The 22,962-nt window shown below is 34.3% G+C and carries 16 protein-coding genes; 7 read left to right on the forward strand and 9 right to left on the reverse strand.

Annotated features, from left to right (window positions below; translation table 11 throughout):
• Nucleotides 1-58: 58 nt before the first annotated feature.
• Both ACNH59_RS04705 and ACNH59_RS04710 read right to left on the reverse strand, forming a co-directional pair.
• Nucleotides 59-2,059, reverse strand: coding sequence for a fumarate reductase/succinate dehydrogenase flavoprotein subunit (locus tag ACNH59_RS04705; RefSeq protein WP_418264276.1), 2,001 nt, complete (start codon nucleotides 2,057-2,059; stop codon nucleotides 59-61).
• Nucleotides 2,060-2,071: 12 nt separating this feature from the next.
• Nucleotides 2,072-2,737 carry a succinate dehydrogenase cytochrome b subunit gene (locus ACNH59_RS04710; protein ID WP_418264277.1) on the reverse strand — a complete coding sequence of 222 codons (666 nt, stop codon included), beginning with the start codon at nucleotides 2,735-2,737 and terminating at the stop codon, nucleotides 2,072-2,074.
• A gap of 429 nt (nucleotides 2,738-3,166) precedes the next feature.
• Between ACNH59_RS04710 and ACNH59_RS04715 the strand changes: the two genes are divergently transcribed.
• Nucleotides 3,167-4,459, forward strand: coding sequence for an aminopeptidase P N-terminal domain-containing protein (locus ACNH59_RS04715; protein WP_418264278.1), 1,293 nt, complete (start codon nucleotides 3,167-3,169; stop codon nucleotides 4,457-4,459).
• A gap of 78 nt (nucleotides 4,460-4,537) precedes the next feature.
• Here the strand turns inward: ACNH59_RS04715 and ACNH59_RS04720 are convergent, their stop codons facing one another.
• Nucleotides 4,538-5,062, reverse strand: a complete 525-nt coding sequence (locus tag ACNH59_RS04720; protein ID WP_418264279.1) for a ferritin — start codon at nucleotides 5,060-5,062, stop codon at nucleotides 4,538-4,540.
• 86 nt (nucleotides 5,063-5,148) lie between these two features.
• The gene (locus ACNH59_RS04725) at nucleotides 5,149-5,505 is read right to left on the reverse strand and encodes a hypothetical protein (RefSeq protein WP_418264280.1); all 357 of its coding nucleotides are present in this window, start codon (nucleotides 5,503-5,505) and stop codon (nucleotides 5,149-5,151) included.
• Between the two features lie 233 nt (nucleotides 5,506-5,738).
• Between ACNH59_RS04725 and ACNH59_RS04730 the strand changes: the two genes are divergently transcribed.
• Entirely contained in the window at nucleotides 5,739-6,521 is a 783-nt protein-coding gene (locus ACNH59_RS04730) for an alpha/beta fold hydrolase (RefSeq protein WP_418264281.1), read from the forward strand.
• Between the two features lie 100 nt (nucleotides 6,522-6,621).
• On the opposite strand, the gene ACNH59_RS04735 is transcribed toward ACNH59_RS04730, so the two are convergent.
• The 3 genes from ACNH59_RS04735 to ACNH59_RS04745 all read right to left on the reverse strand — a co-directional run bounded on the left by ACNH59_RS04735 (nucleotide 6,622) and on the right by ACNH59_RS04745 (nucleotide 14,346).
• A complete protein-coding gene (locus tag ACNH59_RS04735; protein WP_418264282.1) occupies nucleotides 6,622-9,384 on the reverse strand; it encodes a PD-(D/E)XK nuclease family protein in 2,763 nt (920 codons plus the stop codon).
• Between the two features lie 62 nt (nucleotides 9,385-9,446).
• The gene (locus ACNH59_RS04740; protein WP_418264283.1) at nucleotides 9,447-10,868 is read right to left on the reverse strand and encodes an OmpA family protein; all 1,422 of its coding nucleotides are present in this window, start codon (nucleotides 10,866-10,868) and stop codon (nucleotides 9,447-9,449) included.
• 274 nt (nucleotides 10,869-11,142) lie between these two features.
• Nucleotides 11,143-14,346: a UvrD-helicase domain-containing protein gene (locus tag ACNH59_RS04745; RefSeq protein WP_418264284.1), complete on the reverse strand. Its 3,204-nt coding sequence runs from the start codon at nucleotides 14,344-14,346 to the stop codon at nucleotides 11,143-11,145.
• A 349-nt stretch (nucleotides 14,347-14,695) separates the two neighbouring features.
• Between ACNH59_RS04745 and rbfA the strand changes: the two genes are divergently transcribed.
• From rbfA to ACNH59_RS04760, 3 genes are all read left to right on the forward strand, one after another.
• Complete coding sequence (rbfA, locus tag ACNH59_RS04750; protein ID WP_418264285.1) at nucleotides 14,696-15,088, forward strand: 30S ribosome-binding factor RbfA; 393 nt, start codon at nucleotides 14,696-14,698, stop codon at nucleotides 15,086-15,088.
• Between the two features lie 3 nt (nucleotides 15,089-15,091).
• Entirely contained in the window at nucleotides 15,092-16,291 is a 1,200-nt protein-coding gene (locus ACNH59_RS04755; protein WP_418264286.1) for an ABC transporter permease, read from the forward strand.
• 149 nt (nucleotides 16,292-16,440) lie between these two features.
• Nucleotides 16,441-17,568: a TlpA family protein disulfide reductase gene (locus ACNH59_RS04760; protein ID WP_418264287.1), complete on the forward strand. Its 1,128-nt coding sequence runs from the start codon at nucleotides 16,441-16,443 to the stop codon at nucleotides 17,566-17,568.
• A 179-nt stretch (nucleotides 17,569-17,747) separates the two neighbouring features.
• Here ACNH59_RS04760 and dusB read toward each other — a convergent pair whose 3' ends face one another.
• Nucleotides 17,748-18,740, reverse strand: coding sequence for a tRNA dihydrouridine synthase DusB (dusB, locus tag ACNH59_RS04765; protein WP_418264288.1), 993 nt, complete (start codon nucleotides 18,738-18,740; stop codon nucleotides 17,748-17,750).
• Between the two features lie 442 nt (nucleotides 18,741-19,182).
• On the opposite strand from dusB, the gene lepA reads away from it, so the two are divergent.
• A complete protein-coding gene (gene lepA, locus ACNH59_RS04770) occupies nucleotides 19,183-20,979 on the forward strand; it encodes a translation elongation factor 4 (RefSeq protein ID WP_418264289.1) in 1,797 nt (598 codons plus the stop codon).
• 163 nt (nucleotides 20,980-21,142) lie between these two features.
• Nucleotides 21,143-22,189: a thiamine-phosphate kinase gene (gene thiL / locus ACNH59_RS04775; RefSeq protein WP_418264290.1), complete on the forward strand. Its 1,047-nt coding sequence runs from the start codon at nucleotides 21,143-21,145 to the stop codon at nucleotides 22,187-22,189.
• A gap of 88 nt (nucleotides 22,190-22,277) precedes the next feature.
• On the opposite strand, the gene ACNH59_RS04780 is transcribed toward thiL, so the two are convergent.
• Nucleotides 22,278-22,961 carry a response regulator gene (locus ACNH59_RS04780; RefSeq protein WP_418264291.1) on the reverse strand — a complete coding sequence of 228 codons (684 nt, stop codon included), beginning with the start codon at nucleotides 22,959-22,961 and terminating at the stop codon, nucleotides 22,278-22,280.
• Nucleotide 22,962 lies beyond the last annotated feature (1 nt).

Genomic DNA, 22,962 nt, shown 5'->3' on the forward strand with positions numbered 1-22,962 from the left:
GCCTTAAAGTCGAAGGTTTAAAGTTGGATACTTTAAACTAAGGACTCAGGACTAATTACTATTTATAACTTCTTTGAACTAGTTTAATGTTTTCGTAATTCAGAGGCTCTTTGTGTAAAACAGCATCGCTTGGTTTTCCTTTGTATTCCCAAGCAGCTACATACGCAAAGTTCTCATCATCACGCAATGCCTCACCTTCTTCAGTTTGGTATTCCTCACGGAAGTGACCTCCACAAGATTCATTACGGTGTAAAGCATCTTTAGCAAACAACTCACCCAATTCTAAGAAATCGGCAACACGAATCGCTTTTTCTAATTCTTGGTTAAATCCTTTATCTGTTCCAGGTACTCTTACATCTTTGTAAAACTCTTCACGTAAAGCAGCGATCTCAACAATAGCTTCGTTCAATCCTTTTTCGTTACGAGCCATACCTACTTTATCCCACATGATTTTTCCTAATTTCTTATGGAAATAATCAACAGAATGAGTACCCTTGTTATTCATAAACTTAGCGATCAAATCTTTCACGCTTTTTTCAGCCTCATCAAATTCAGGTCTATCAGTAGAAATAGGTCCCATCTTTATGTCTGGAGCTAAATAATCACCAATTGTATAAGGCAATACAAAGTATCCATCAGCCAAACCTTGCATCAAAGCAGAAGCTCCCAAACGGTTTGCTCCGTGGTCAGAGAAGTTAGACTCTCCGATAGAGAAACAACCAGGAATAGTTGTCATCAAATTGTAATCAACCCAAGTTCCACCCATTGTATAGTGAACCGCTGGATAAATCATCATCGGTGTAGTATAAGGATCCTCATCTACAATTTTATAATACATTTGGAACAAGTTCCCGTACTTACTTTTTACAATTTCAGTTCCAAGTTTTGTTACTAATGCATTGTCATTAGCATCTAAACCTTTCACATAAGCAGCCTCTTTTCCGTAACGTTGAATTGCCGCAGCGAAATCTAGGTAAACCGCTTCTCCAGTTTTGTTAACACCAAAACCAGCATCACATCTTTCTTTAGCCGCACGAGACGCAACGTCACGTGGTACTAAGTTACCAAAAGCAGGGTATCTTCTTTCTAAGAAATAATCTCTATCCGCCTCGGCTAAATCAGTTGCTTTTTTCTTTCCTTCACGAATTGCTTTTGCATCTTCTAATTTTGCAGGAACCCAGATACGTCCATCATTACGTAATGATTCCGACATCAAAGTCAATTTAGACTGGTGATCTCCTGAAACTGGAATACAAGTTGGGTGAATTTGTGTATAACAAGGGTTTGCAAAGAAAGCTCCTTTTTTGTGGATTTTCCAAGCTGCAGTAGCATTCGATCCCATTGCATTTGTAGATAAGAAGAAAACGTTTCCGTAACCTCCAGAACCAATAACAACTGCATGAGCGGAATGTCTTTCTATTTCACCAGTAATCAAATTACGAGCGATAATTCCTCTTGCTTTACCATCAATAATTACTAATTCTAGCATTTCGTGACGGTTGTACATTTTGATTTTTCCACGACCAATTTGACGGTTCATTGCAGAATATGCTCCTAACAATAACTGCTGTCCTGTTTGCCCTTGTGCATAAAATGTACGAGAAACCAAAGTTCCTCCAAAAGAACGGTTGTCCAATAATCCACCGTATTCACGAGCCAATGGCACCCCTTGAGCCACACATTGGTCAATAATATTAGCAGAAACCTCAGCCAAACGGTGTACGTTTGCCTCACGAGCACGGTAATCTCCTCCTTTTACAGTATCATAAAACAATCTGTAAACAGAATCTCCATCTCCTTTATAATTTTTTGCTGCATTGATTCCTCCTTGTGCTGCAATAGAGTGCGCACGACGTGGTGAATCTTGAAAACAAAATGCTTTTACGTTATATCCTAACTCTGCCAAAGTAGCAGCTGCCGAACCTCCAGCTAATCCTGTTCCAACAACGATAATATCAAGATTACGTTTGTTAGCAGGGTTTACTAAATTAATATGATCTTTATAATTTGTCCATTTGTCCGCAATTGGGCCATTTGGTATTTTTGAATCTAATGCCATTATAATTGAATATTAATGATTGAAATGATGAAATAATGCAATAAATACGAATCCTAAAGGAACGATTACAGAAAACCATAATCCAAAATTCTTCATCCCTTTTGTGTATTTATTATTTGCTCCTACTGATTGAAAAGAAGAACTAAACCCGTGACGTAAATGCAAAGACAACAAGATAAAAGACAAGCTGTACAAACCAGTACGCACCGGACTTACAAACTTCTCAGCTAACTCATGAGCATATCTAGTCTCATCTGCAGGATTGAATTCTACATATTTATAAACCATCTCTGGAACCCAGAAATCATAAAAATGTAGCACTAAGAAAGCCAAGATAACAGAACCAGAAATGATCATGTTACGAGAAGCCCAACTTGCATTTGCCGCACCATTGTAACTTGCATACCCTATAGGTCTTGCTTTTCTGTTTTGAATATCCAAAACAAATCCCATGATAAAGTGAAAAATCACTCCTACAATAAGAATTGGTTGAATAACAAACTGAATCAAAGGATTCGTTCCCATGAAATGAGAAATCGAATTAAAAACATCAGCACTAAGAACTGACATCATATTAATAAAAAAATGCTGCGCTAGAAACAACATCAAAAAAAGTCCTGAAAGTGCCATAGCTACTTTTTTTGCTATTGACGATTTCAATAATCCAGATTTTGCCATAATATTTTAGAATATAATTTAAAAAGTACACAAAAATAAACCAAAAAGGCGCGCACTACAACCTTTTTACAGCTATTTATAATCATTTTAAAGTGCTTAATCTCCATCTGAAACAAAAACATAAAATCACCAATTAAATCACTTAAAATCAGTGAGTTAACATAAAAATAAGATTAAAACAATAAAAATTTATCACAAAAACAGGTTTCGAAATAATCAATAATTACCGTTTAAAAATAATAATTTGACAATTTTAGTTCTCATAATTTTAAATTCCATAAACACACAAAACCAAACGATTTTGTGTATAAAAACAAATTGTTACCCCAATGTTTCTTTTACTTCCTTTCTGTTATAAAATTTCAACCTACTAATAGCTGTTGCAAGTAAATCCAAATGATTAAATTTGTTATCTAAAATCGGCCCGAAATGAAATACCATCCTATAGATTCACAACTATTCATCAAAAACCGCCGCAAGTTTGTTGCCCAAATGAAACCCAACAGTCTTGCCATTTTTAACTCTAATGACATTTATCCTGTAAGTGCCGACAGTACTTTACCGTTTGCACAGCATCGCGATATATTTTATTTAAGTGGCATTGACCAAGAGGAAAGCATCCTGTTGCTATTTCCAGATGCTCCCTATGAAAACCAAAAAGAAATGCTTTTTTTGAAAGAAACCAATGAGCACATCGCCATTTGGGAAGGAGCCAAATTGAACAAAGAACAAGCTTTTCAGGTTTCTGGAATCAAAACAGTGCATTGGCTACAAAATTTTCAAACTGTATTGGCCGAATTAATGTCGTATTCCGACACCATCTATATCAACACCAATGAGCACTACCGCGCCACCATCGAAACCGAAACCCGAGAAGCCCGTTTTGTAAAATGGTGGAAAAACAAATACCCTGCTCATGCTGTTGCCAAAAGCAATCCAATTTTACAACGCCTTCGCGCTGTTAAGGAACAAGAAGAAATTGACCTAATCCAGCAGGCTTGCAACATTACGGAGAAAGGGTTCCGACGCATCTTGCCGTTTGTAAAACCCGATGTGATGGAATACGAAATTGAGGCTGAATTGATTCATGAATTCATTCGCAACCGCTCCAAAGGATTTGCCTACACGCCAATTATCGCCTCTGGAAACAGCGCCAATGTGTTACACTATATTGAAAATAACAAAGCTTGCAAAACAGGCGAATTGATTTTGATGGATGTCGCTGCCGAATATGCGAATTATTCTAGTGATTTAACGAGAACTATCCCTGTTTCTGGACGTTATTCTGACCGCCAAAAAGCGGTTTACAATGCCGTTCTACGCGTAAAAAAACAAGCTACCCAAATGCTTACCCCAAGTACATTGTGGAAAGAATACCAAGCCGAGGTGGGCAAAATTATGAGCTCTGAATTACTAGGCTTAGGATTACTCGACAAAGCCGACATCCAAAACGAAAATCCAGAATGGCCTGCTTATAAAAAATACTTTATGCATGGAACATCACACCATATGGGACTAGATACTCATGATTACGGAATTTTGACCGAACCTATGCAAGCCAATATGGTCTTTACAGTCGAACCTGGAATCTACATTCCCGAAGAAAAATTCGGTATCCGAATTGAAGATAATGTAGTCATCCAAGAGCATGGCGAACCTTTCAACCTGATGAAAAACATCCCAATTGAAGTGGAGGAGATTGAAGATTTGATGAATACATAGTACTAACGTACATCTATTATAAAAAAAGCCCTTGATAATTGAACACTATCAAGGGCTTTTAAATTTTAGTTCGGAAATTTATTCTTCTCCTATTTTTGCTATTTGCACGTCTAAGGCAAATTTTCCTGCGGCTTCATCTTCATTGATTAATTCGAAAAGTTCCAAAGCTCTACGTGCATTCTTCTCTTCTTCTCTTTGCTCAGCCACATACCACATCATAAATTCTTCTGTAGCATAATCATTTTCAGCTCTACATTTAGCAATTACTTTATTAACTGCCTTAGTTACGGCAATTTCGTTTTGCAAAGCAATTTCAAATACTTCTTTAAAAGAAGCAAATTCCTGTTGTACTTCACCTACAGTAGGAGTAATCGCAATTCCTCCCATATCCGTAATATATTTAAACACTTTTAAAAAATGCTCGCGTTCTTCTTCGGCTTGTTTATATAAGTAAGTTGCTGTATGAGCAAAACCATTTCTATCTAACCAAGCTGCCATTGCTAGATACTTATTAGAAGCATCGCTCTCAATTTTAGCTTGTAAATTTAATAACTGTTCAACTCCTTCTGACAATGAAGTATTGGTTCTAAGTAAATCTTTCATAACCTTTAAATTTATTATAGTAAAGCTACAAAAACTTAAAGAAAAACACTAGACCAGCGCGAAATTTGGATTTATTCTAAGTAACATCAAACAAGACTTACATCTAACAGATCGCATAACATAGAATGCAAATTCAAGGTGAATTTTGTCCCATTTAGCAATTCTCGAAGTTGCACTATTTCACAAATGGTCAATTTATGCGAAAAATTTCTTTTGGTAGTTTCTATCAATTGCGCGTCTGCACAATCTGATAAATCATAAAGCATATCTAGAATGTTCACACTGTTTACTTTTCTTTGAAAAATCAAAAAGTCTTGAACTTTATAAGTCGAAATACTGTCAGCAAAATTCACGACAATACTATTAGTTGCGTCACATTGGTAAGTAAATCCTTTTTCCGTTTCAAATAAAACGTTGCTTGTCAAATCATTAAAATGCTTCATCTGGTAAAATAATAACGGCGCAAATTTAAATAATTAAATTGAATCTACATGTAATTAAGACTGAATTAAAATAACAAATATCGATATCATAATTTACAAATAGAAATTTTACCAAATTACCAACGTCAATGCTACTATTTTTTAAATTCCAAAAAACACCGAAAAAACCAATTAACAACTTGTTTGTAAACGAAAGATAAAATTTTATTTTTGTACAAAAATAAAATTTTATCTTGAACCACATTCAATATAAAAACACCACTATTTCCTATACTGACACCGGTAAGGGGACAGCAATTGTGTTGCTCCATGGTTTTTTGGAAAATCAAAAAATGTGGAATACTTTTATTCCAGCTTTTTCAAAGAAAAACCGTGTGATTACTATTGATTTACTAGGTCACGGGGCAACAGAATGCATGGGGTACGTACACACAATGGAGAACAATGCCGACATTGTACATGCAGTACTTACGCACTTACGAATTCGTAAAGCAATACTCGTTGGGCACTCTATGGGTGGTTATGTTGCATTAGCCTTAGCTGAATTATTCCCTGAAATGATCAAAGGCTTGGTTTTATTAAACTCCACTTCGAGGGCTGATAGTGATGAACGCAAAGCCAATAGAGATCGCGCTATAAAGGCTGTCAAGCAATCATATTCTAATTTTATATCTCTTTCTATAGCGAATTTATTTAGTGAAGAAAACAGGCAACGGCTACAACAAGAAATCGAAAATGTAAAAAAAGAAGCACTGCAAACACCACTCCAAGGCATTGTTGCTTCACTAGAAGGGATGAAAATAAGAATGGACAGAGAAGTGTTACTACACCTTACACCCTATCCTAAAATGCTAATTCTCGGACAAAAAGACCCTGTATTAGCATACGAAGATACCAAAGCCCAAATAGCAGAAACCGAAGTACAACTTGTCACTTTTCCTGATGGGCATATGTCACATATTGAAAATGAAACCGACTTAAAAAACGTCTTATTAAAATTCTTCAAAGGTCTTTAAAAAACAAAAGTCAAATACCAACTTCAAAATTCAATTACATTTTTAAACTAGATGCATACATTTTGAATTTAAAATCAGCCATCGTTAATCAGTAATCTATTTACACTTTTTCCTCAAAAGGAATATTTTCATCCAGTATCTCTTGTAATAACAACACAATTTGTTCTATAAAATGCTGCATTATGGTGCTATCAATTTTATAGTTATCAACTTTTCCGTCTTTGAAATTAAACGGTAGGAAACCTGATTTTAAGTTTTTGAAAGAAATGATTCCTGCTTCAATCGGTTTATCGCCTGCATGCTGTTCATACATAAAGGCATAAGCCAGCACTTGAATAATTTTATCGTGCTTGATATCGGCAATCAAACCATTCCAAATTTTCAAGGTTACTGATGATTTCTCAACTTTACCCGTTTTATAATCAATAATCCGAATCGTTCCATTACGCTCTTCAATACGATCCACATTTCCTCTTATCAACACTGAAAATGGCAACGAAGGATGTTCTAACCAGCGTTCAAAGGTAGTTTCGAGTGCAATAATTTTAATAGCATCGCCAGACTTTATACTTTCTAGTTCCACTTTCAAGAAATTAGAAACATTGCGTTTGGCCACTTCAAAAGCCAAGAGATTCCGTCCTTTTTTAATCTCACCTTCTTTGTACACGATTTTAAACTGCTTTAAAACCTCAGCATCAATTAGTTTGAATGCATTTAAAATATCAACCTCTGAAACAAATTTACCCACAAAAGGCTCGTATAAGGTTTTAAGTGTTTCGTGGATAATTGTCCCTAAGGTGTTCAAGGCGATATTTTCCTCAACTTCCTCAACTTCTCGAATACGAACAATCTTCTGGAAATAAAATTGCATCGGATTGCGGATATAACTTGTTAAAGCTGATGGTGAAAAACCAGCATTTGCAATTTCTTGCAAGCGATCCATGACCAAAGGCGATTTCTGGACCACCATTGGTGTATAGGCCGTTTCTGGTACGATTGCATTATAAATCTCTTGCGTTAAGGTATGATTTGGTTTTTGTTCAACTTCTAGTTGGGTAATAAACCTACTGCGTTCCCCTGCATCGAGTCCGTCACTTTCTGTGTTATACAACAAATAAACATTTCTAGCACGTTGTAACAAATGATAAAAATGATACGTATAAATGGCATCTTTTTCCTTGAAAGTAGGCAAACCCAATTCTCGCTTCACATCATACGGAATAAAAGAATTTTGGGATTTCCCTGCTGGAAATTTCCCTTCGTTCATAGAAGTCACAATGACAGTATCAAAATCAAGGACACGACTTTCTAAGACTCCCATTATTTGCAAACCATTTAATGGTTCTCCTTCAAAGGAAACCTCAGCCAGGTCAATAATTTGTTTATAAATCGCATGCAAAGTATCAATTTTGTCAATGTCAGGATGCGCTGTGTAATAATTGATTAATTTGTTGATGACTTTAAAAATCGCGTAGACAAAAGACTTGGTTATTTTCTCTTCTTCGTTATCATTACTCAAATTGTTTTTGATGGTAATCAACAAATTGGATACTGATTCTAAGACTGCTACACATCCATTTTCCCATTTTTGAAACAAGAGCAAAAATAAATCGCTTGGGTTCGTATTTAACTCATTAACTTTTTGATGGGTTATAAAAGTATAATTATTTTCATTGATAATTTTGACCAATTGAGCCGTTCCTGCATAAGGCTCCACGAGAGGATGTGTCAAAATATCCAAAACATCTTTATAGTAAAACACGTAATTTTTGGCATTTCGAGACAAGGCATTGGTATGCATTTTAAACAATTTTGCTATCAAAATCTGCGCTGGATTATTCTTACCTGAATAGCCCATCGTGATATTTAAAGCACCAACCGAAGCTGGTAATGCATATAAAAGGGGAATCAAAACATTCTCTTCCCCCAATACCACAGCCACTTTATCTAAAGAAGTAGTTGGGTTATCTTGAATGATTTTTTCAATTATACTTCCTGCAATTTTTGCTTGCCCTATAGTTTTAGGTGTCCCAATAACTTGAATTTTTTTAGGAGCTGAAAATTCATCGACAATCCATTCAAACGGATTGGTTTTGTATTGTTTCCAAGAACTTTTGAATCGACGAAGAAACAAACCTGCATCGTGATAGGGATCGTTTAGAAAGCTTTGATCTGCATCCCAAAGAATCTCCGCTTTATCCACTGCAATTAACTGTTGGATGATTTTTTCTTCAGAAGCATTTAAAGCATTAAAGCCCGCAAAAAGGAAAAAGTCCTCATTTTTCGTATTGGAAAATGAAACAAATTTTTGAACAGCTTCACGGTAAATCAAACCTTGATATCCTATTTTTTTAGACAACAAATGAGCGTATAACGACTCATAATATTTGGGAAGTAATTTCCAAAAATCAATATAATTTTCCAGTAATTGCGTTTTGTTTTCGACCTCGATACCCCATTTCTTAATATCTTCAATGTCTTTTAGATAAGACAAAACATATTTTGGATCGAGAAGGTAACGGTCAATTTCATTAAAATCTTGTAAAAGTGTTTTAGCCCAATTGGCAAACAACTCAAAGGACTGTTGTTGCGACTTTTCAGTAATAGATAAATAAACTTCATAAAACTCAAACAAAAGAGAAATTGGATCAATAGAACGGATGCCAGCAATATTTTGAATAAAATCCTCTATACTAATAATTTTAGGAGCACGAATATTAGTGTTTATTTGTTTTTTCAGCGCTTCTAACAAAAATATTTTGGCTCTTTTATTAGGCAAAACAACAACAGTATTATTGAATTGGTCTTGATTTTTACTCAGTAAATGAGCCGCTATTTTTTCTAAAAAAGGAGTGTATATCATGTTATAAAAATAAAAAAACGCCCCGAAAAATCGGGGCGTTTTGAATATTTATTTTTCTAAAATTAATTTTTAATCAAAGAAACTTCAACTCTTCTGTTATTCGCTTTTCCTTTAGCAGTTTTATTAGAATCGATTGGTTTAGTCTCACCAAAACCTGTTGATTTAAGTCTTTCGCTTTTAATACCATTTTCAATCAAATAGTTTTTAACAGCAGCAGCTCTGTTTTCAGATAAAGTTTGGTTTAATTCATTACTTCCATCACTATCTGTATGTCCTTCAACCATAAAGTTTGAATTAGGATACTCTTTTAAGATCTTAGTAATAGATTGTAAAACTGTATATGATTGTGATTTAAAAGAAGATTTCCCTGAATCAAACAAAATAGTTTTACCGTACTCGTTTAATTGTTTGATCACTTCTACAGAAACCTCTGGACATCCTTTATTGCTTTTTGGACCTGCAACATTTGGACATTCATCATCTTTATCTAATACACCATCGTTATCAGAATCTGGCCATGGACATCCACCGTTTTCTTTAGGACCTTTTACTTTAGGACATTTATCATCTTTATCAGCAATTCCGTCACCGTCTGCATCTGGACAACCTTTCAAAGCTTTCAAACCAGCTTCTTTTGGACATGCATCATCAGCATCAGTAACACCATCTCCATCAGCATCTGGACATCCGTTAAGTGCTGCAATACCAGCTACATCTGGACAAGCATCATCTTTGTCTGGAATTCCATCTCCATCAGTATCAGGACATCCGTTGAATTGTTTCAATCCTTTTACATCTGGACAAGCATCATACTTATCATAGATACCGTCACCGTCAGTATCTTTTCCACCAAATTTAAATGTAAGCCCCACTGAATGCAAGAAATGACCTGGCGCATCTGGAACATTAGAACCATCAACTCTATCACCTCCTAAAAGATCAGCTCCTTTATAAGTTGTCCCTAAAGACAAACCTACTACATCAGAAAACCAGAAGTTAATTCCAGCACTCAAATTTAAAGTTCCGTAGCTACTATCACCTAAGAAAGTATAACCACCACCTAAACCTACGTAAGGGTCAATGACTTTAGATTTAATTGCATTCATTAAACTGTATTTAACAGAAGCGTCAATTCCATAATACATTAAATCACCAGGATTTGAAGTAACATAGTTACCAGCTGTATATTCAACAAATTTTGAGATTTTGTTTACTGAACCTTGAACTCCAAAACTAAAATTATTCCCAACATACCTAGAGACACTAATGTATGAGATAGATGGAAGAATGTTCCAATTTTCTTTTACATTAAAAGGTTGAGAAAAATGGTTATCAAAAAAACCATTGCTTCCACCAGCACTAACTCTGGTATCCACTGCATTTACCCCAAACGAGACTGCCCATGGGTTATTACCGTCTTGTGCCTGAGATGTTAATCCCGATACCATCAATACAGCAACTAAAAATTTGTTAAGATGTTTCATACTTATTAATTTTAATTACAATTTAGTTAATTACAAACAAAAGTAGCACGTTAATTTTTAACAACAAAATAGAATGTTAAAAAAAACCTATAAAAAAACATGAAAATAAAACAAATGATCTATTTTATCTACCTAAACTTCAGAAACACTTAAAATTATTCTTGAAAATTACAATTTATATTAAAATTTAACAGAACCTAAGAAAATAGGTTGTTATTTCAAATGAATACCTTTTGAAACACAATTTAAATAAAAAAACTGATTTTCCATCATATTAAATATGTACCACTTGAACAACATCACCAATATAAACTAAAGCCTTATGCGTAACTTCATAACCCATTAATTCTATGGCAGCTTGATAACTTTCTATTTGTTTTTGATATTTTGGATGATGTATCCCTGTTTTATAATCTAATAGTAGCATTTTCTTTTTAGAATGCACCACCATTCGATCTGGCTTCACCATATTTCCTTCTTTTTGTATGATGGTTTGCTCATTCATTACCTCATTCCCTTCTTCAAAGAATAATGCCAAATCTTGATGATTCACAATCTCCTCCAAAGTTCTCAAAACCGTTTCTTTTTGTCCCAAATGAATTAACCCTTCTTCGATCCCTTTTTCTATGGCAGCATCAATATCTTTTTTTGTTTCCACAAAAGATAAAATCTCATGAATAACATTTCCATAAGCAATAGACTCTTGTTGATGTGTTCCCCACATCAATGCTTCTTTTTGCGCTATTTTAATATTTTTAAAATCTAACAGATTAGCAACCACTGGAATATTTTTAGACTTGTCAATGTGCTGATGGACTGCTGATTTTTTATCTGGATTGCCCCATTGATAATGATAGCAATCGGAATCAAAATTTGAAAAATGACTTATATACTCAACAAAAAAAGCAGACATATTATTTTTTTTCGGCTCTCCTTTACTATCTAAATTCATACTACTAATAACATACAATTGCTCTTCTGCACGAGTTAAGGCAACATATAACACATTTATATTATCAAGCAATTCCTCTTGCTTTTTTTGATTATAAACCAAACTGGCTTCAGCTCCAAAACCTTCAATGGCTTTTGAATTGTCAATCAACACTTTTGGCAAACCTAAAACCGAATCATTAGTCTCTAGCCATAATTTATCTTTAGGCTTTTTAGCATAATCTTCCTCTGCAAAAGGAAAAATAACTACTGGAAACTCCAACCCTTTGGACTTATGAATTGTCATAATGCGAACGGCATTATTTCCTTCGGGAGATGGAATACTAAATTTACCCGAATTTTTATTCCAGAAATTTAGAAAATCGGCAATTCCTGCTTGATTGCGCACATCGCGTTCGAGAACGATATCTATAAAATATTGTACATAAGCAGAGGTCGTGCCGTATCGAGTATCCTTTAAGAATTTAGAAAGAATAATTTCAACTGCCTCATACAACGACTTTTTTCGAATGTCTTGAAAAGACAATTGTAATTCGAAACTCGACAACCAATCTTCAAAATCTTTTTCATATTTTAATTCCATTCCTTTTAAAATGAAATCATGCGTTGCCATTTGGTCTTGATTATTCTCTGCTAAAAAATAGAGGAAATTTGCCTTAGCTTCTGCATCTGAATTATTATTAAGGTATTCCAACAAATGAATCACAAATCGAACCTCTGTGGCATTTTGAATCATCAAGGTTTCTGATGATAATAACGGAATTTTTTGTTCTGTTAAGTAATTTGCAATAGCAACTCCTTGACCTCTTTTACGTGTAAGGATAACAATATCTTTATATTCAAATCCTTTACTTACTACATTTTGAATGGTGCAAAGTGTTGCCTGAACATATAAATCGTCTTTACTTATTGCCTCTTCATCTTCCTCCTGTTCCTCTGTTTTTGGGATAAAAGAAATATTAACATAGCCTCCTATTTTATCATTTGTTTTTTGACCAGAGTGATTTTCGTACAAATCTTTATAATCTGGATATTCAAATTGAGTGGCTATTAATTTAAAAAAAGCATTATTAAAATGAATTATTTCCGAATAACTTCTATAATTTTTGTCCAAGTGTACCAAGTCCTTATCAGGATTATTAAACGGATTGTAATCCTTACTCAACTCGATAAATTGTTCTGCTTTACCACCACGCCAACGGTAAATAGATTGTTTGGGATCGCCCACAATCATCAGGGTTCCCTTGTCCCCATAATCATCTTGACCTGCAAGCGCATTATCAATAAGTGGAATCAAGTTTTGCCATTGCATCTCTGAGGTGTCTTGGAATTCATCTATAAAAAAATGACGGTAACGCTCTCCTAGTCGTTCGTATATAAAAGGTGCGGGTTGATTTTGAATTTCGCGATGAATGATTGCATTAAACTCTGATATAGACAATACATTTTGTTCTTTCTGAATTTTGGCCAACTCATTACTTACTGTATTCAACAATGAAAGTGGCGTGATGTTTTTTAGAAAAGCTTTGTAAAAATCTCTTTTGGCAAAATTTTCATAAATCACGGTAAGACTTTGTAGCATTTCGGGGATTATCCCTTCAATACTATCTCTGTCTTTAGCGGTTTTATTAATTTTTATATCTTCAAATACATGATAGGTTTTATTTGATGGGGTGTATTTTCCGTCTACAATACTTTGAATGTGTTTTGGAAAATATTGCCCTGAAAAAGATTTTAAGTCAATTGCTTTTTCTTCTATTAATAAAAGTATTTGTTGAGCCAATTCTTGATTACTCTCATCAAGCTCTTTGCAAACAACTATCAGTTTCTTTTTGATTTCGACAAATTCGGCTATGTTTTTGTCTTTGAAATGTAGAATTTCGTTGTGATGATTTTCATTCAACACTAATTTTCCTGTTTCGAGAATTTCACGCGAGATGTCCCAAGATTTATCATCATCGGTTTTCTCCATGGTAAAATCAATGAGCAATTTAGTCAAAGTTTCGTCTTCACCTGCTTGAGCGATTAGCGCATCCACAGCTTCAATCAACAAATTATCTGCATCTAGGGTAACCTCAAAAGTCATGGGCAGGTTTAAATCATGAGCAAAAGCACGAATCACTTTATGCGTAAATTTATCAATAGTCGAAATATCAAAAGCGGCATAATTGTGAATAATATGCTTGATAATGTGCTGAGCTTTGGTTTTGATTTCGATTAATGACATCCCAATTGGTTCCTCTTGCCATTCTTCAGGCATACCTTCTTTGCGTTTGCCCTTGATCATGTCTTGCATCAAACTCAAAGCTTTTGCGGAAGGTTCGTCTTTAGCAAATTCGGATAAACTCCCTACGATACGGGTTTTCATTTCGTGTACCGCTTTATTAGTAAAGGTAATCGCCAATATGTTGCGATAGACATCGTTTTTGTGCGCGGTTAGAATAATTTTGAGATATTCTTTGACTAAAGCATATGTTTTACCAGAACCGGCTGATGCGTCGTATATATTGAAGGAATGTCTATGCATTATGATTAACGATTTTTGATTAACGATATTTGATTTTAAAGTAAGCTTCTGATGAATTCATAGATTTTGTATACTCCCACAAAATCTGAAATCGTTAGTCGTTACTCTTCAATCTAAAATCATCAAAGTTGTTTATTCGAAACTATATTTCCTGTAATCCCTATGCCTTATCCCAAAGCTTCGGGAGTAGTATAAACCTTTTCATGGCTCTTTTTTAGCTAAGAAAAGATTGCAACGGAAAGCGGGAAATCGAAAATTCTGCGAAGCTAATGAGCTCCTAAAAAAACTTTGACTCTCTAGGTTTTTGTAATTTTGCTTATATAATGTTTAAAAGTAGTATTTTTGCAGTATGGAAACAAATAGACAGAAAAAAATAGGCGGGGTAATCCAAAAAGATTTGGTGGATATCTTGCAAGGTGAAGTGAGAAGAAATGGTGTGAGCAATTTGGTGATTTCCGTTTCTAAAGTAGCTGTAACTTCAGATTTATCAGTAGCTACGGTACATTTGAGTATTTTCCCTCAAGAAAAAGCACAAGCTACATTAGAAGGAATAAAGTCGAATAGTAAAATGATCAAACATGATTTAGCACAACGCGTAAGCAAACAATTGCGTCGCGTTCCTAATTTGGTTTTCTTTATTGATGACTCTTTAGATTACATCGAAAAGATTGATAATGCACTGAAAAACCAAGAAAATCCAATTGAAAACAGAGATTTGCTAGAAAAAAGACGTTTTAAATAAGATTTGAATTTTCCACTTTACATAGCCCACCGCTACATTCGTAGCAATAGCAAGAACAGCGCTATCAATATTATCAATCGCATTGCGAGTATGGGAATTATTGTGGGTGCGATGGCTTTGTTTGTGGTATTATCCGTTTTTAGTGGACTAAAGGATTTTAGCCTTTCGTTTACCAATAATATTGATCCTGATTTGAAAATTAGCAGCACGCTCGGCAAATCATTTGAGGTAACTTCGAACCAAGAAGATCAAATTAAGAAAATTTCAGGCATCGCCTCTTACTCCAAAATTATAGAAGAACGCGTTTTGTTTGTTTACGGTGACAAGCAAGAAGTAACCTATTTAAAAGGAGTTGACACTAAATTTACTAAAGTAAATCCGATTGTGGAATCCCTATATAACGGACAATGGTTTGAATATAATACGGCTCAAGTGGTTGTGGGCTATGGACTGGCTCAAAAATTCTCTATGGGATTGCTGGATTTCAACACTAATTTAGAGATTTTTGTTCCAAAACCAGGACGAGGCGGCATCAACTCTGCAGACGATGCTTTTAATAAAACCGTTGCTTATCCTATTGGAGTATATGCCATTAGTGAAGATTTAGACTCTAAATACGTTTTTGCCGATTTGAGAATGGCACAAGACCTATTAGAATACAATAGAAATCAGGTTACTGGTATTGAAATCAAAGAAAAATCTGGAGCTGACGAACAAGATATCTACAGTCAATTAAACACTATTTTCAAAAATAAAATTACCGTTAAAAACCGTGCACAACTCAATGAGTCACTTTACAAAATGTTGAACACAGAGAATATTGCTGTTTATTTAATTTTTACCTTAGTAATTATCATTGCACTTTTCAACTTGATAGGGGCTTTAATCATGATGATTTTGGACAAGAAAGGAAATCTAAAAACACTTTTTAACTTAGGGGTAGAGATTAAAAATTTACGTAAAATATTTTTGCTTCAAGGTGCCTTATTAAGTCTCTTTGGTGGAATAATTGGACTTACTTTAGGAATTTTAATTGTATTGTTGCAACAGCATTTTGAATGGATTATGATTACACCTACTTTACCTTATCCAGTGGTATTTTCAATGGAGAACGTAATGATAGTAATGGGAACGATTATCACACTTGGTTTTATTGCTTCGTTGATTGCGAGCAGCAGAGTGAGTAAGAATTTGTTGAAGTAGCATTTTTTTACAAATATTTAGATATAGGTAGTACTTAAATAGTTTTGAGATTTTATACTTAATGAAAATACTAAATGTTTTTTTTAAATTAAAATCTTACATTTTAAAAAAAATTATACTTTTACGAAAAGTACTCTAACCTTATTAAAATGAAAACTAAAAAAACTACACCTAAAAAAAATACTGGATTTTTTTTAACTTTATTATCACTATTCTTTATCAACAGTTGCTTTTCGCAATGGAAAACAGCCGAAGCAGACAAAATTAGAAATGATATTATTATTACATACGAAGTAATCTATGAAAATGAGTTGACTCCAGAACAAAAAAAATCAAACGATTATTTAAGTGAAATTGTTCTTTCTTTTAATAAATATAAATTATTAGAACGTGTTTATAGAGGCACAAATCCTTCAAACGATTATAAGTTATACGATTACAATGAATTAAAGGTATACAATTGCCATATATCTAATTATGGCAAAACAGCTCTATATTCTAATTTTAAAGAACCTAAACACCCTGTTGAAAAACTAGAGATCAATGAATCTAAAACAATTCTTGATTTTCCCTGTGAAAAAGGAATAACTATTGTTAATAAAATACCGAAAGAAATTTATTACACTAAGGAATTAGGTTTAAAATATTGTACAGGTTATGATATAGATGGATTCTTGATGGAAACTCCTGGATATAATAAAAATCTGGGATATTATACTGTAAAAGCAAAAAAAATAACTTATGGAAAATTACCCGAATCTATTTATTCCTTGGAAGAGTTTAAAGTAACATCTTTAGAGGTAGCCAAAAAAATAGCAGAGGAAAATAAAAAGGAACTAAGAGATATTTCCAAAAAAAGTATTGGACAAAAAGCAAAAACTTTTAGTGATGTTAGCATCTTACAAGAAAAAATAAATACTAAAAAAATGGAAGGCGACCTTATCGTTTATAATTTTTGGTTTACAACCTGCGCTCCTTGTAAAGCTGAAATTCCAAAACTAAACGAGTTAAAGCAAAAATATAAAGATAAAAATGTACACTTTATTGCTATTGCACTAGATTCAGAATACAAAATAGCTTCTTTTTTAAAAACAACACCTTTATATTATGACATTATTGCTGAAGGACGTTACATTTCAGAAAAATTTGATGTGACCGCATATCCTACCAATATTATTGTAGATAAAAATGGAATCATTCAATTTTATGAAACGGGCTATAAATCTGATATTTTAGAAAGAATGAGCTTTGCTATTGATAAACATTTAGAACAATAATCTTTTAGACTAGGCACATTCATAAGTAAGCCTATTATTTCCAAGAAATAAAAAAAATGACCAATTTTTCAAATTGGTCATTTTTTTTTACACTTCTAAATTATTTTTTGAGGTTATACATTAAATAAAGTTAACTAAAATCAAATAGGGTTTTAAAAATACGAACCTTTAATAATTGGCTAAACCACTTCATAATCTGCATAAGCCTGTTCGATTTCGTTTAGAACAGCGAACAATTCTTCAGGATGGTCAAGAGTGACTAGCTTTTGTTTGAACGGTTTGAACGAATGAATTCCTTTAAAATAATTCGTATAATGTGGACGGGTTTCTACAATTCCCAATCGTTCCCCTTTCCATTCCATGGCCCAAGTAAGGTGATTACGAACCGCCTCAACCCTATCAACCACGGTTGGTTTCTCTAAATGTTCTCCCGTTTTAAAGAAATGTTTGATTTCGTTAAAAATCCATGGATAGCCAATAGCAGCACGACCAATCATGATACCGTCGATACCGTATTCATTTTTATATTCTAACGCTTTTTCAGGAGAATCAATATCACCGTTTCCAAAAATAGGCATGGTGATTCTTGGGTTATTTTTAACACGAGCAATGTGTGACCAATCGGAATGGCCTTTGTACATTTGCGCTCTTGTACGTGCATGAATGCTTAATGCAGCAACGCCAATGTCTTGCAAACGCTCTGCCACTTCATCAATATTTATCGAATTGTCATCCCAACCCAAACGTGTTTTTACTGTTACTGGTAAATGAGTACTGTCAATTACTGCTTTTGTTAAGCGAATCATTAAATCCACATCTTTCAACACTCCAGCTCCGGCTCCTTTGCAAACCACTTTTTTAACAGGACAACCAAAATTAATATCAATCAAATCGGGATTTACGGTAGAAACTATTTTAGAAGAAAGCGCCATAGCTTCTTCATCTCCTCCAAAAATCTGGATCCCCACAGGGCGTTCGTAGTCGAAAATATCGAGTTTCATGCGACTTTTGATGGCATCACGAATCAAACCTTCAGAAGAAATAAATTCAGAATACATCATATCTGCACCATGCTGTTTACACAACCTACGAAATGGCGGATCACTCACGTCTTCCATAGGAGCCAGTAATAGTGGAAAATCCGGTAGTTCAATGTTGCCAATCTTGATCATATTCTTAAATTTTGTGCAAAATTACACTTTTTAGATGAATAGATGAAAAAATAAAGTTAAAACACTCACACACAACCACTTTACCAAACAACAATTAAATACATTCCTCAACATTTTCAATTTATCAAATCATAACTATTATAAAACTAAGTTCCATTAAGGCTATATTTCCTTATATTTTGAAACGGTTAAAAAAACACAAGATACAAATTTGAAAAATCTTTGTCATTGGTTTGTATCATAAGACTTTGAAGCTACCGAATTTAGCGTATATTTGCAGATTAATCGGCTGGTTTTTGCGTGAGGGATAGCAGTGGAAATCCTTTTTTTAGGCTTTTTGCAAAAAAAGATTGTAACGAATAGCCCGACGGCTCCCGACTCTTCGGGATTCTGCCGGCACGCCCAAAATAAGACGACATACATTATTGATATTTTAGACAGAATGAAAAAAATAAGAAATTTTTGCATTATTGCACATATTGACCACGGGAAAAGTACATTGGCTGACCGTTTATTGGGAGCAACTCAAACTGTAACAGCTCGTGAAGAAAAGGCACAACTGCTAGACAATATGGACTTGGAGCGTGAGCGTGGGATTACGATTAAGAGTCACGCCATCCAGATGGAGTACACTTACAAGGGCGAAGAATATATCTTGAACTTGATTGACACTCCAGGGCACGTAGATTTTTCGTATGAGGTTTCTCGTTCGATTGCGGCTTGTGAAGGAGCGCTTTTGATTGTAGATGCAGCGCAAAGTATCCAGGCACAAACGATTTCGAATTTATATTTAGCTTTAGAAAATGACTTGGAAATTATTCCAGTTTTGAATAAAGTAGATTTGCCTTCTGCCAATCCTGAGGAAGTAAGCGATGATATTATTGATTTACTAGGATGTAAATTAGAAGATATTATCCATGCTTCGGGAAAAACAGGTTTTGGCGTTGAAAATATTTTGGCAGCCATTATTGAAAAAATTCCTGCTCCGAAGGGAAATCCCGAAGAACCGTTGCAGGCCTTGATTTTTGACTCACACTACAATCCCTTTAGAGGAATTGAGGTTATCTTCCGTGTGGTGAACGGTGAAATCAAAAAGGGACAAAAAATCAAATTCATGGCTACAGGCAATGAATATTTTGCAGATGAAGTGGGAACTTTAAAACTGAACCAAGTTCCGAAAAATGTGATTTCGACTGGTGATGTTGGCTATCTGATTTCAGGAATTAAAGAGGCCAAAGAAGTAAAAGTGGGTGATACCATTACCGATGCCAAAGTACCAACAACGAATATGATTACGGGTTTTGAGGACGTAAAACCAATGGTTTTTGCTGGAATTTACCCTGTGGATACTGAAGATTACGAAGATTTGCGTTCTTCAATGGAAAAATTACAATTGAACGATGCTTCATTGGTTTTTACTCCTGAAAGTTCTGCGGCTTTAGGCTTTGGTTTCCGTTGTGGATTCTTAGGAATGTTGCACATGGAAATTATCCAAGAACGTTTGGAACGTGAGTTTGACATGACTGTAATCACTACAGTTCCTAACGTTTCATACCACGCTTTTACTAAAAAAGAACCGGATACAATTTTGATTGTAAACAATCCTTCGGACTTGCCTGAACCATCCAAATTAGATCGTGTAGAGGAACCTTTCATCAAAGCGACTATCATTACCAAAGCGGATTTTGTGGGCAATGTAATGAGTCTGTGTATCGAAAAACGCGGTTTGATTACCAACCAAACCTATTTGACAACAGAAAGAGTTGAATTGAACTTTGACATGCCATTGGCGGAAATTGTATTTGATTTCTACGATCGTTTGAAAACGGTTTCTAAAGGGTATGCTTCATTTGATTATTCACCAATTGGAATGCGAACTTCTAAACTAGTAAAACTTGATGTATTATTGAACGCTCAAAATGTCGATGCACTTTCGGCTTTGATTCACGAAGATAATGCATACCATATTGGTAAAAAAATGACCGAAAAATTACGTGAGTTGATCCCTAGACAACAATTTGACATTCCGATTCAAGCGGCAATTGGAGCTAAAATTATTGCTCGTGAAACGATTAAAGCCTTGCGTAAAGACGTTACTGCTAAATGTTATGGTGGAGATATTTCCAGAAAACGTAAGTTACTTGAAAAACAAAAGAAAGGTAAAAAACGTATGCGCCAAGTAGGAAATGTGGAGATTCCGCAAGAAGCTTTTATGGCGGTATTGAAGTTGAACGACTAGTTTTTTTTTTAGAAAAAGAGCTAAGAGAATATAGAGAAAACCTGATGATGTAAAAATTGTCAGGTTTTTTTGTTTCAAACTGATATCCAAATGAAATTTTAAAAATTAGACAAAACCTTTCCAACTTTGTATCTTTGCAATCCAAACAATTTGAATTACAAAAATGATCGAAGATAAAAACCCACAACGTACTAGTATTGCTCAATTGGGCGAATTTGGATTGATTGACCATTTGACTAAAAATTTTGAAATCAACCAACCCTCTACTTTAAAAGGAATTGGTGATGACGCTGCTGTTTTAGATTTTAAAGAAAAAAAAGTAGTTATTTCAACGGATTTAATGGTGGAAGGTGTTCACTTTGACTTGGCTTATATGCCCTTAAAGCATTTAGGATACAAAGCCGTAGTAACCAATGTATCAGATATTTGTGCTATGAATGCCAGAGCAACTCAAATCACGGTATCTATTGCGGTATCTAACCGTTTCCCCTTAGAAGCTTTGGAAGAATTATTTGCCGGAATTACTCTTGCGGCTAATGAATACAAAGTGGATGTTATCGGTGGAGATACTACCTCGTCTCAAAAAGGCTTAATCATTAGTATTACTGTACTTGGCGAAGCTGAGGCTGAAGAAATTGTCTATAGAAATGGCGCTAAAGCAACCGATTTACTAGTCGTTACTGGTGATATTGGTGCAGCGTACATGGGATTGCAAGTCCTAGAGCGAGAAAAACAAGTATTTCAGGTAAATCCAAATGCACAACCTGATTTAGAATTATACACCTATTTAATAGAGCGTCAGTTGAAACCTGAAGCACGCAAGGATGTTCGCACTTTGTTACATGCCTTAGAAATAAAACCAACTTCTATGATTGATATTTCAGATGGATTGTCTTCTGAAATTATTCATTTGTGCAAACAATCGAAAGTGGGTTGTAATTTATACGAAGACAAATTGCCTCTAGACCCTCAATTTATCAATGTCTGTGAAGAATTTAATATTGACAGCACCACTGTAGCTATTAATGGTGGCGAAGATTATGAATTGCTTTTCACGATTCCAATTGAAGATTTTGACAAAATCAAAGGCAATCCAAACTTCACTATAATTGGACATATGACTGAGGAAAATGAAGGAATTCATCTTGTAACCAGAGCTAATACCAAAATCCAATTGAAGGCAAGAGGTTGGAATGCGTTAAGTGAATAAATCAGCTTTACTCAAACCCAAAAAAACCGCAATTTCAAGAATATTTATCCTTAAAATTGCGGTTTTCCTTTTTCAACTATCAGTACTTTTAGAACAACAATCCCTTACTTTTGGCAGCTTTTACGATATCAGCATCGGAATCAGTTGACACATTCAGTAATTCTTTTAAATTAGCTCTTCTTGCTTCAATGGCATTTATTGAAATGGGAACAAATTGTGGTAAATCTTTCAGTTTTGTACCTTTTGATAAGTGAAAAAGAATTTGTTTATCAAATAAATCTACTTCAATAGTATTGTCATGAGCTTCTAACATTTCCAAAATTGACTTACTGTAATAAATTTGGTTCTTAATTACTTTGTCAAATGCAAAAAGTAACTCATCAAAGGTCAAGTCATTTTTTATAACTAATCCCCTAGGATTAATACTGTTTATTAATGTTTTCAGCTTTAAAAACTCGGTAAACATTGTTAACATGATAACCTTACAATCGGGCATATACTCGATTATCAATTTGGCCAAGTCTTCACCAGAGTACAGACTTTTCTCCTCATAAGCAGGCATACTAATGTCAAGAAAAGCAATATCAAAACGATGTTCAGGATTTGTAATTACATGAAAAGCAGACTCACAATCCTTAGCTTCAGAGATAGCAAATTCAAACTGATTTGGTTCGTATCTGGTAATTGCATTTTTATAACCTTGAATAATAAAAGGATGATCATCTACAATTAAGATGTTCTTTTGGGTTTTAGAAACTGATTCAATTGTCATC

It is taken from the genome of Flavobacterium faecale (genome assembly GCF_048320115.1).
GTDB classification, from domain to species: Bacteria; Bacteroidota; Bacteroidia; order Flavobacteriales; family Flavobacteriaceae; genus Flavobacterium; species Flavobacterium faecale_A.

Coding starts and splice junctions, on each gene's coding strand:
- ACNH59_RS04725 (WP_418264280.1), bottom strand. CDS start 5,505: ATGAAGCATTTTAATGATTTGACAAGCAACGTTTTATTTGAAACGGAA.
- thiL (WP_418264290.1), top strand. CDS start 21,143: ATGATCGAAGATAAAAACCCACAACGTACTAGTATTGCTCAATTGGGC.
- ACNH59_RS04760 (WP_418264287.1), top strand. CDS start 16,441: ATGAAAACTAAAAAAACTACACCTAAAAAAAATACTGGATTTTTTTTA.
- dusB (WP_418264288.1), bottom strand. CDS start 18,740: ATGATCAAGATTGGCAACATTGAACTACCGGATTTTCCACTATTACTG.
- ACNH59_RS04705 (WP_418264276.1), bottom strand. CDS start 2,059: ATGGCATTAGATTCAAAAATACCAAATGGCCCAATTGCGGACAAATGG.
- ACNH59_RS04720 (WP_418264279.1), bottom strand. CDS start 5,062: ATGAAAGATTTACTTAGAACCAATACTTCATTGTCAGAAGGAGTTGAA.
- ACNH59_RS04735 (WP_418264282.1), bottom strand. CDS start 9,384: ATGATATACACTCCTTTTTTAGAAAAAATAGCGGCTCATTTACTGAGT.
- rbfA (WP_418264285.1), top strand. CDS start 14,696: ATGGAAACAAATAGACAGAAAAAAATAGGCGGGGTAATCCAAAAAGAT.
- ACNH59_RS04745 (WP_418264284.1), bottom strand. CDS start 14,346: ATGCATAGACATTCCTTCAATATATACGACGCATCAGCCGGTTCTGGT.
- ACNH59_RS04715 (WP_418264278.1), top strand. CDS start 3,167: ATGAAATACCATCCTATAGATTCACAACTATTCATCAAAAACCGCCGC.
- ACNH59_RS04780 (WP_418264291.1), bottom strand. CDS start 22,961: ATGACAATTGAATCAGTTTCTAAAACCCAAAAGAACATCTTAATTGTA.
- lepA (WP_418264289.1), top strand. CDS start 19,183: ATGAAAAAAATAAGAAATTTTTGCATTATTGCACATATTGACCACGGG.
- ACNH59_RS04710 (WP_418264277.1), bottom strand. CDS start 2,737: ATGGCAAAATCTGGATTATTGAAATCGTCAATAGCAAAAAAAGTAGCT.
- ACNH59_RS04740 (WP_418264283.1), bottom strand. CDS start 10,868: ATGAAACATCTTAACAAATTTTTAGTTGCTGTATTGATGGTATCGGGA.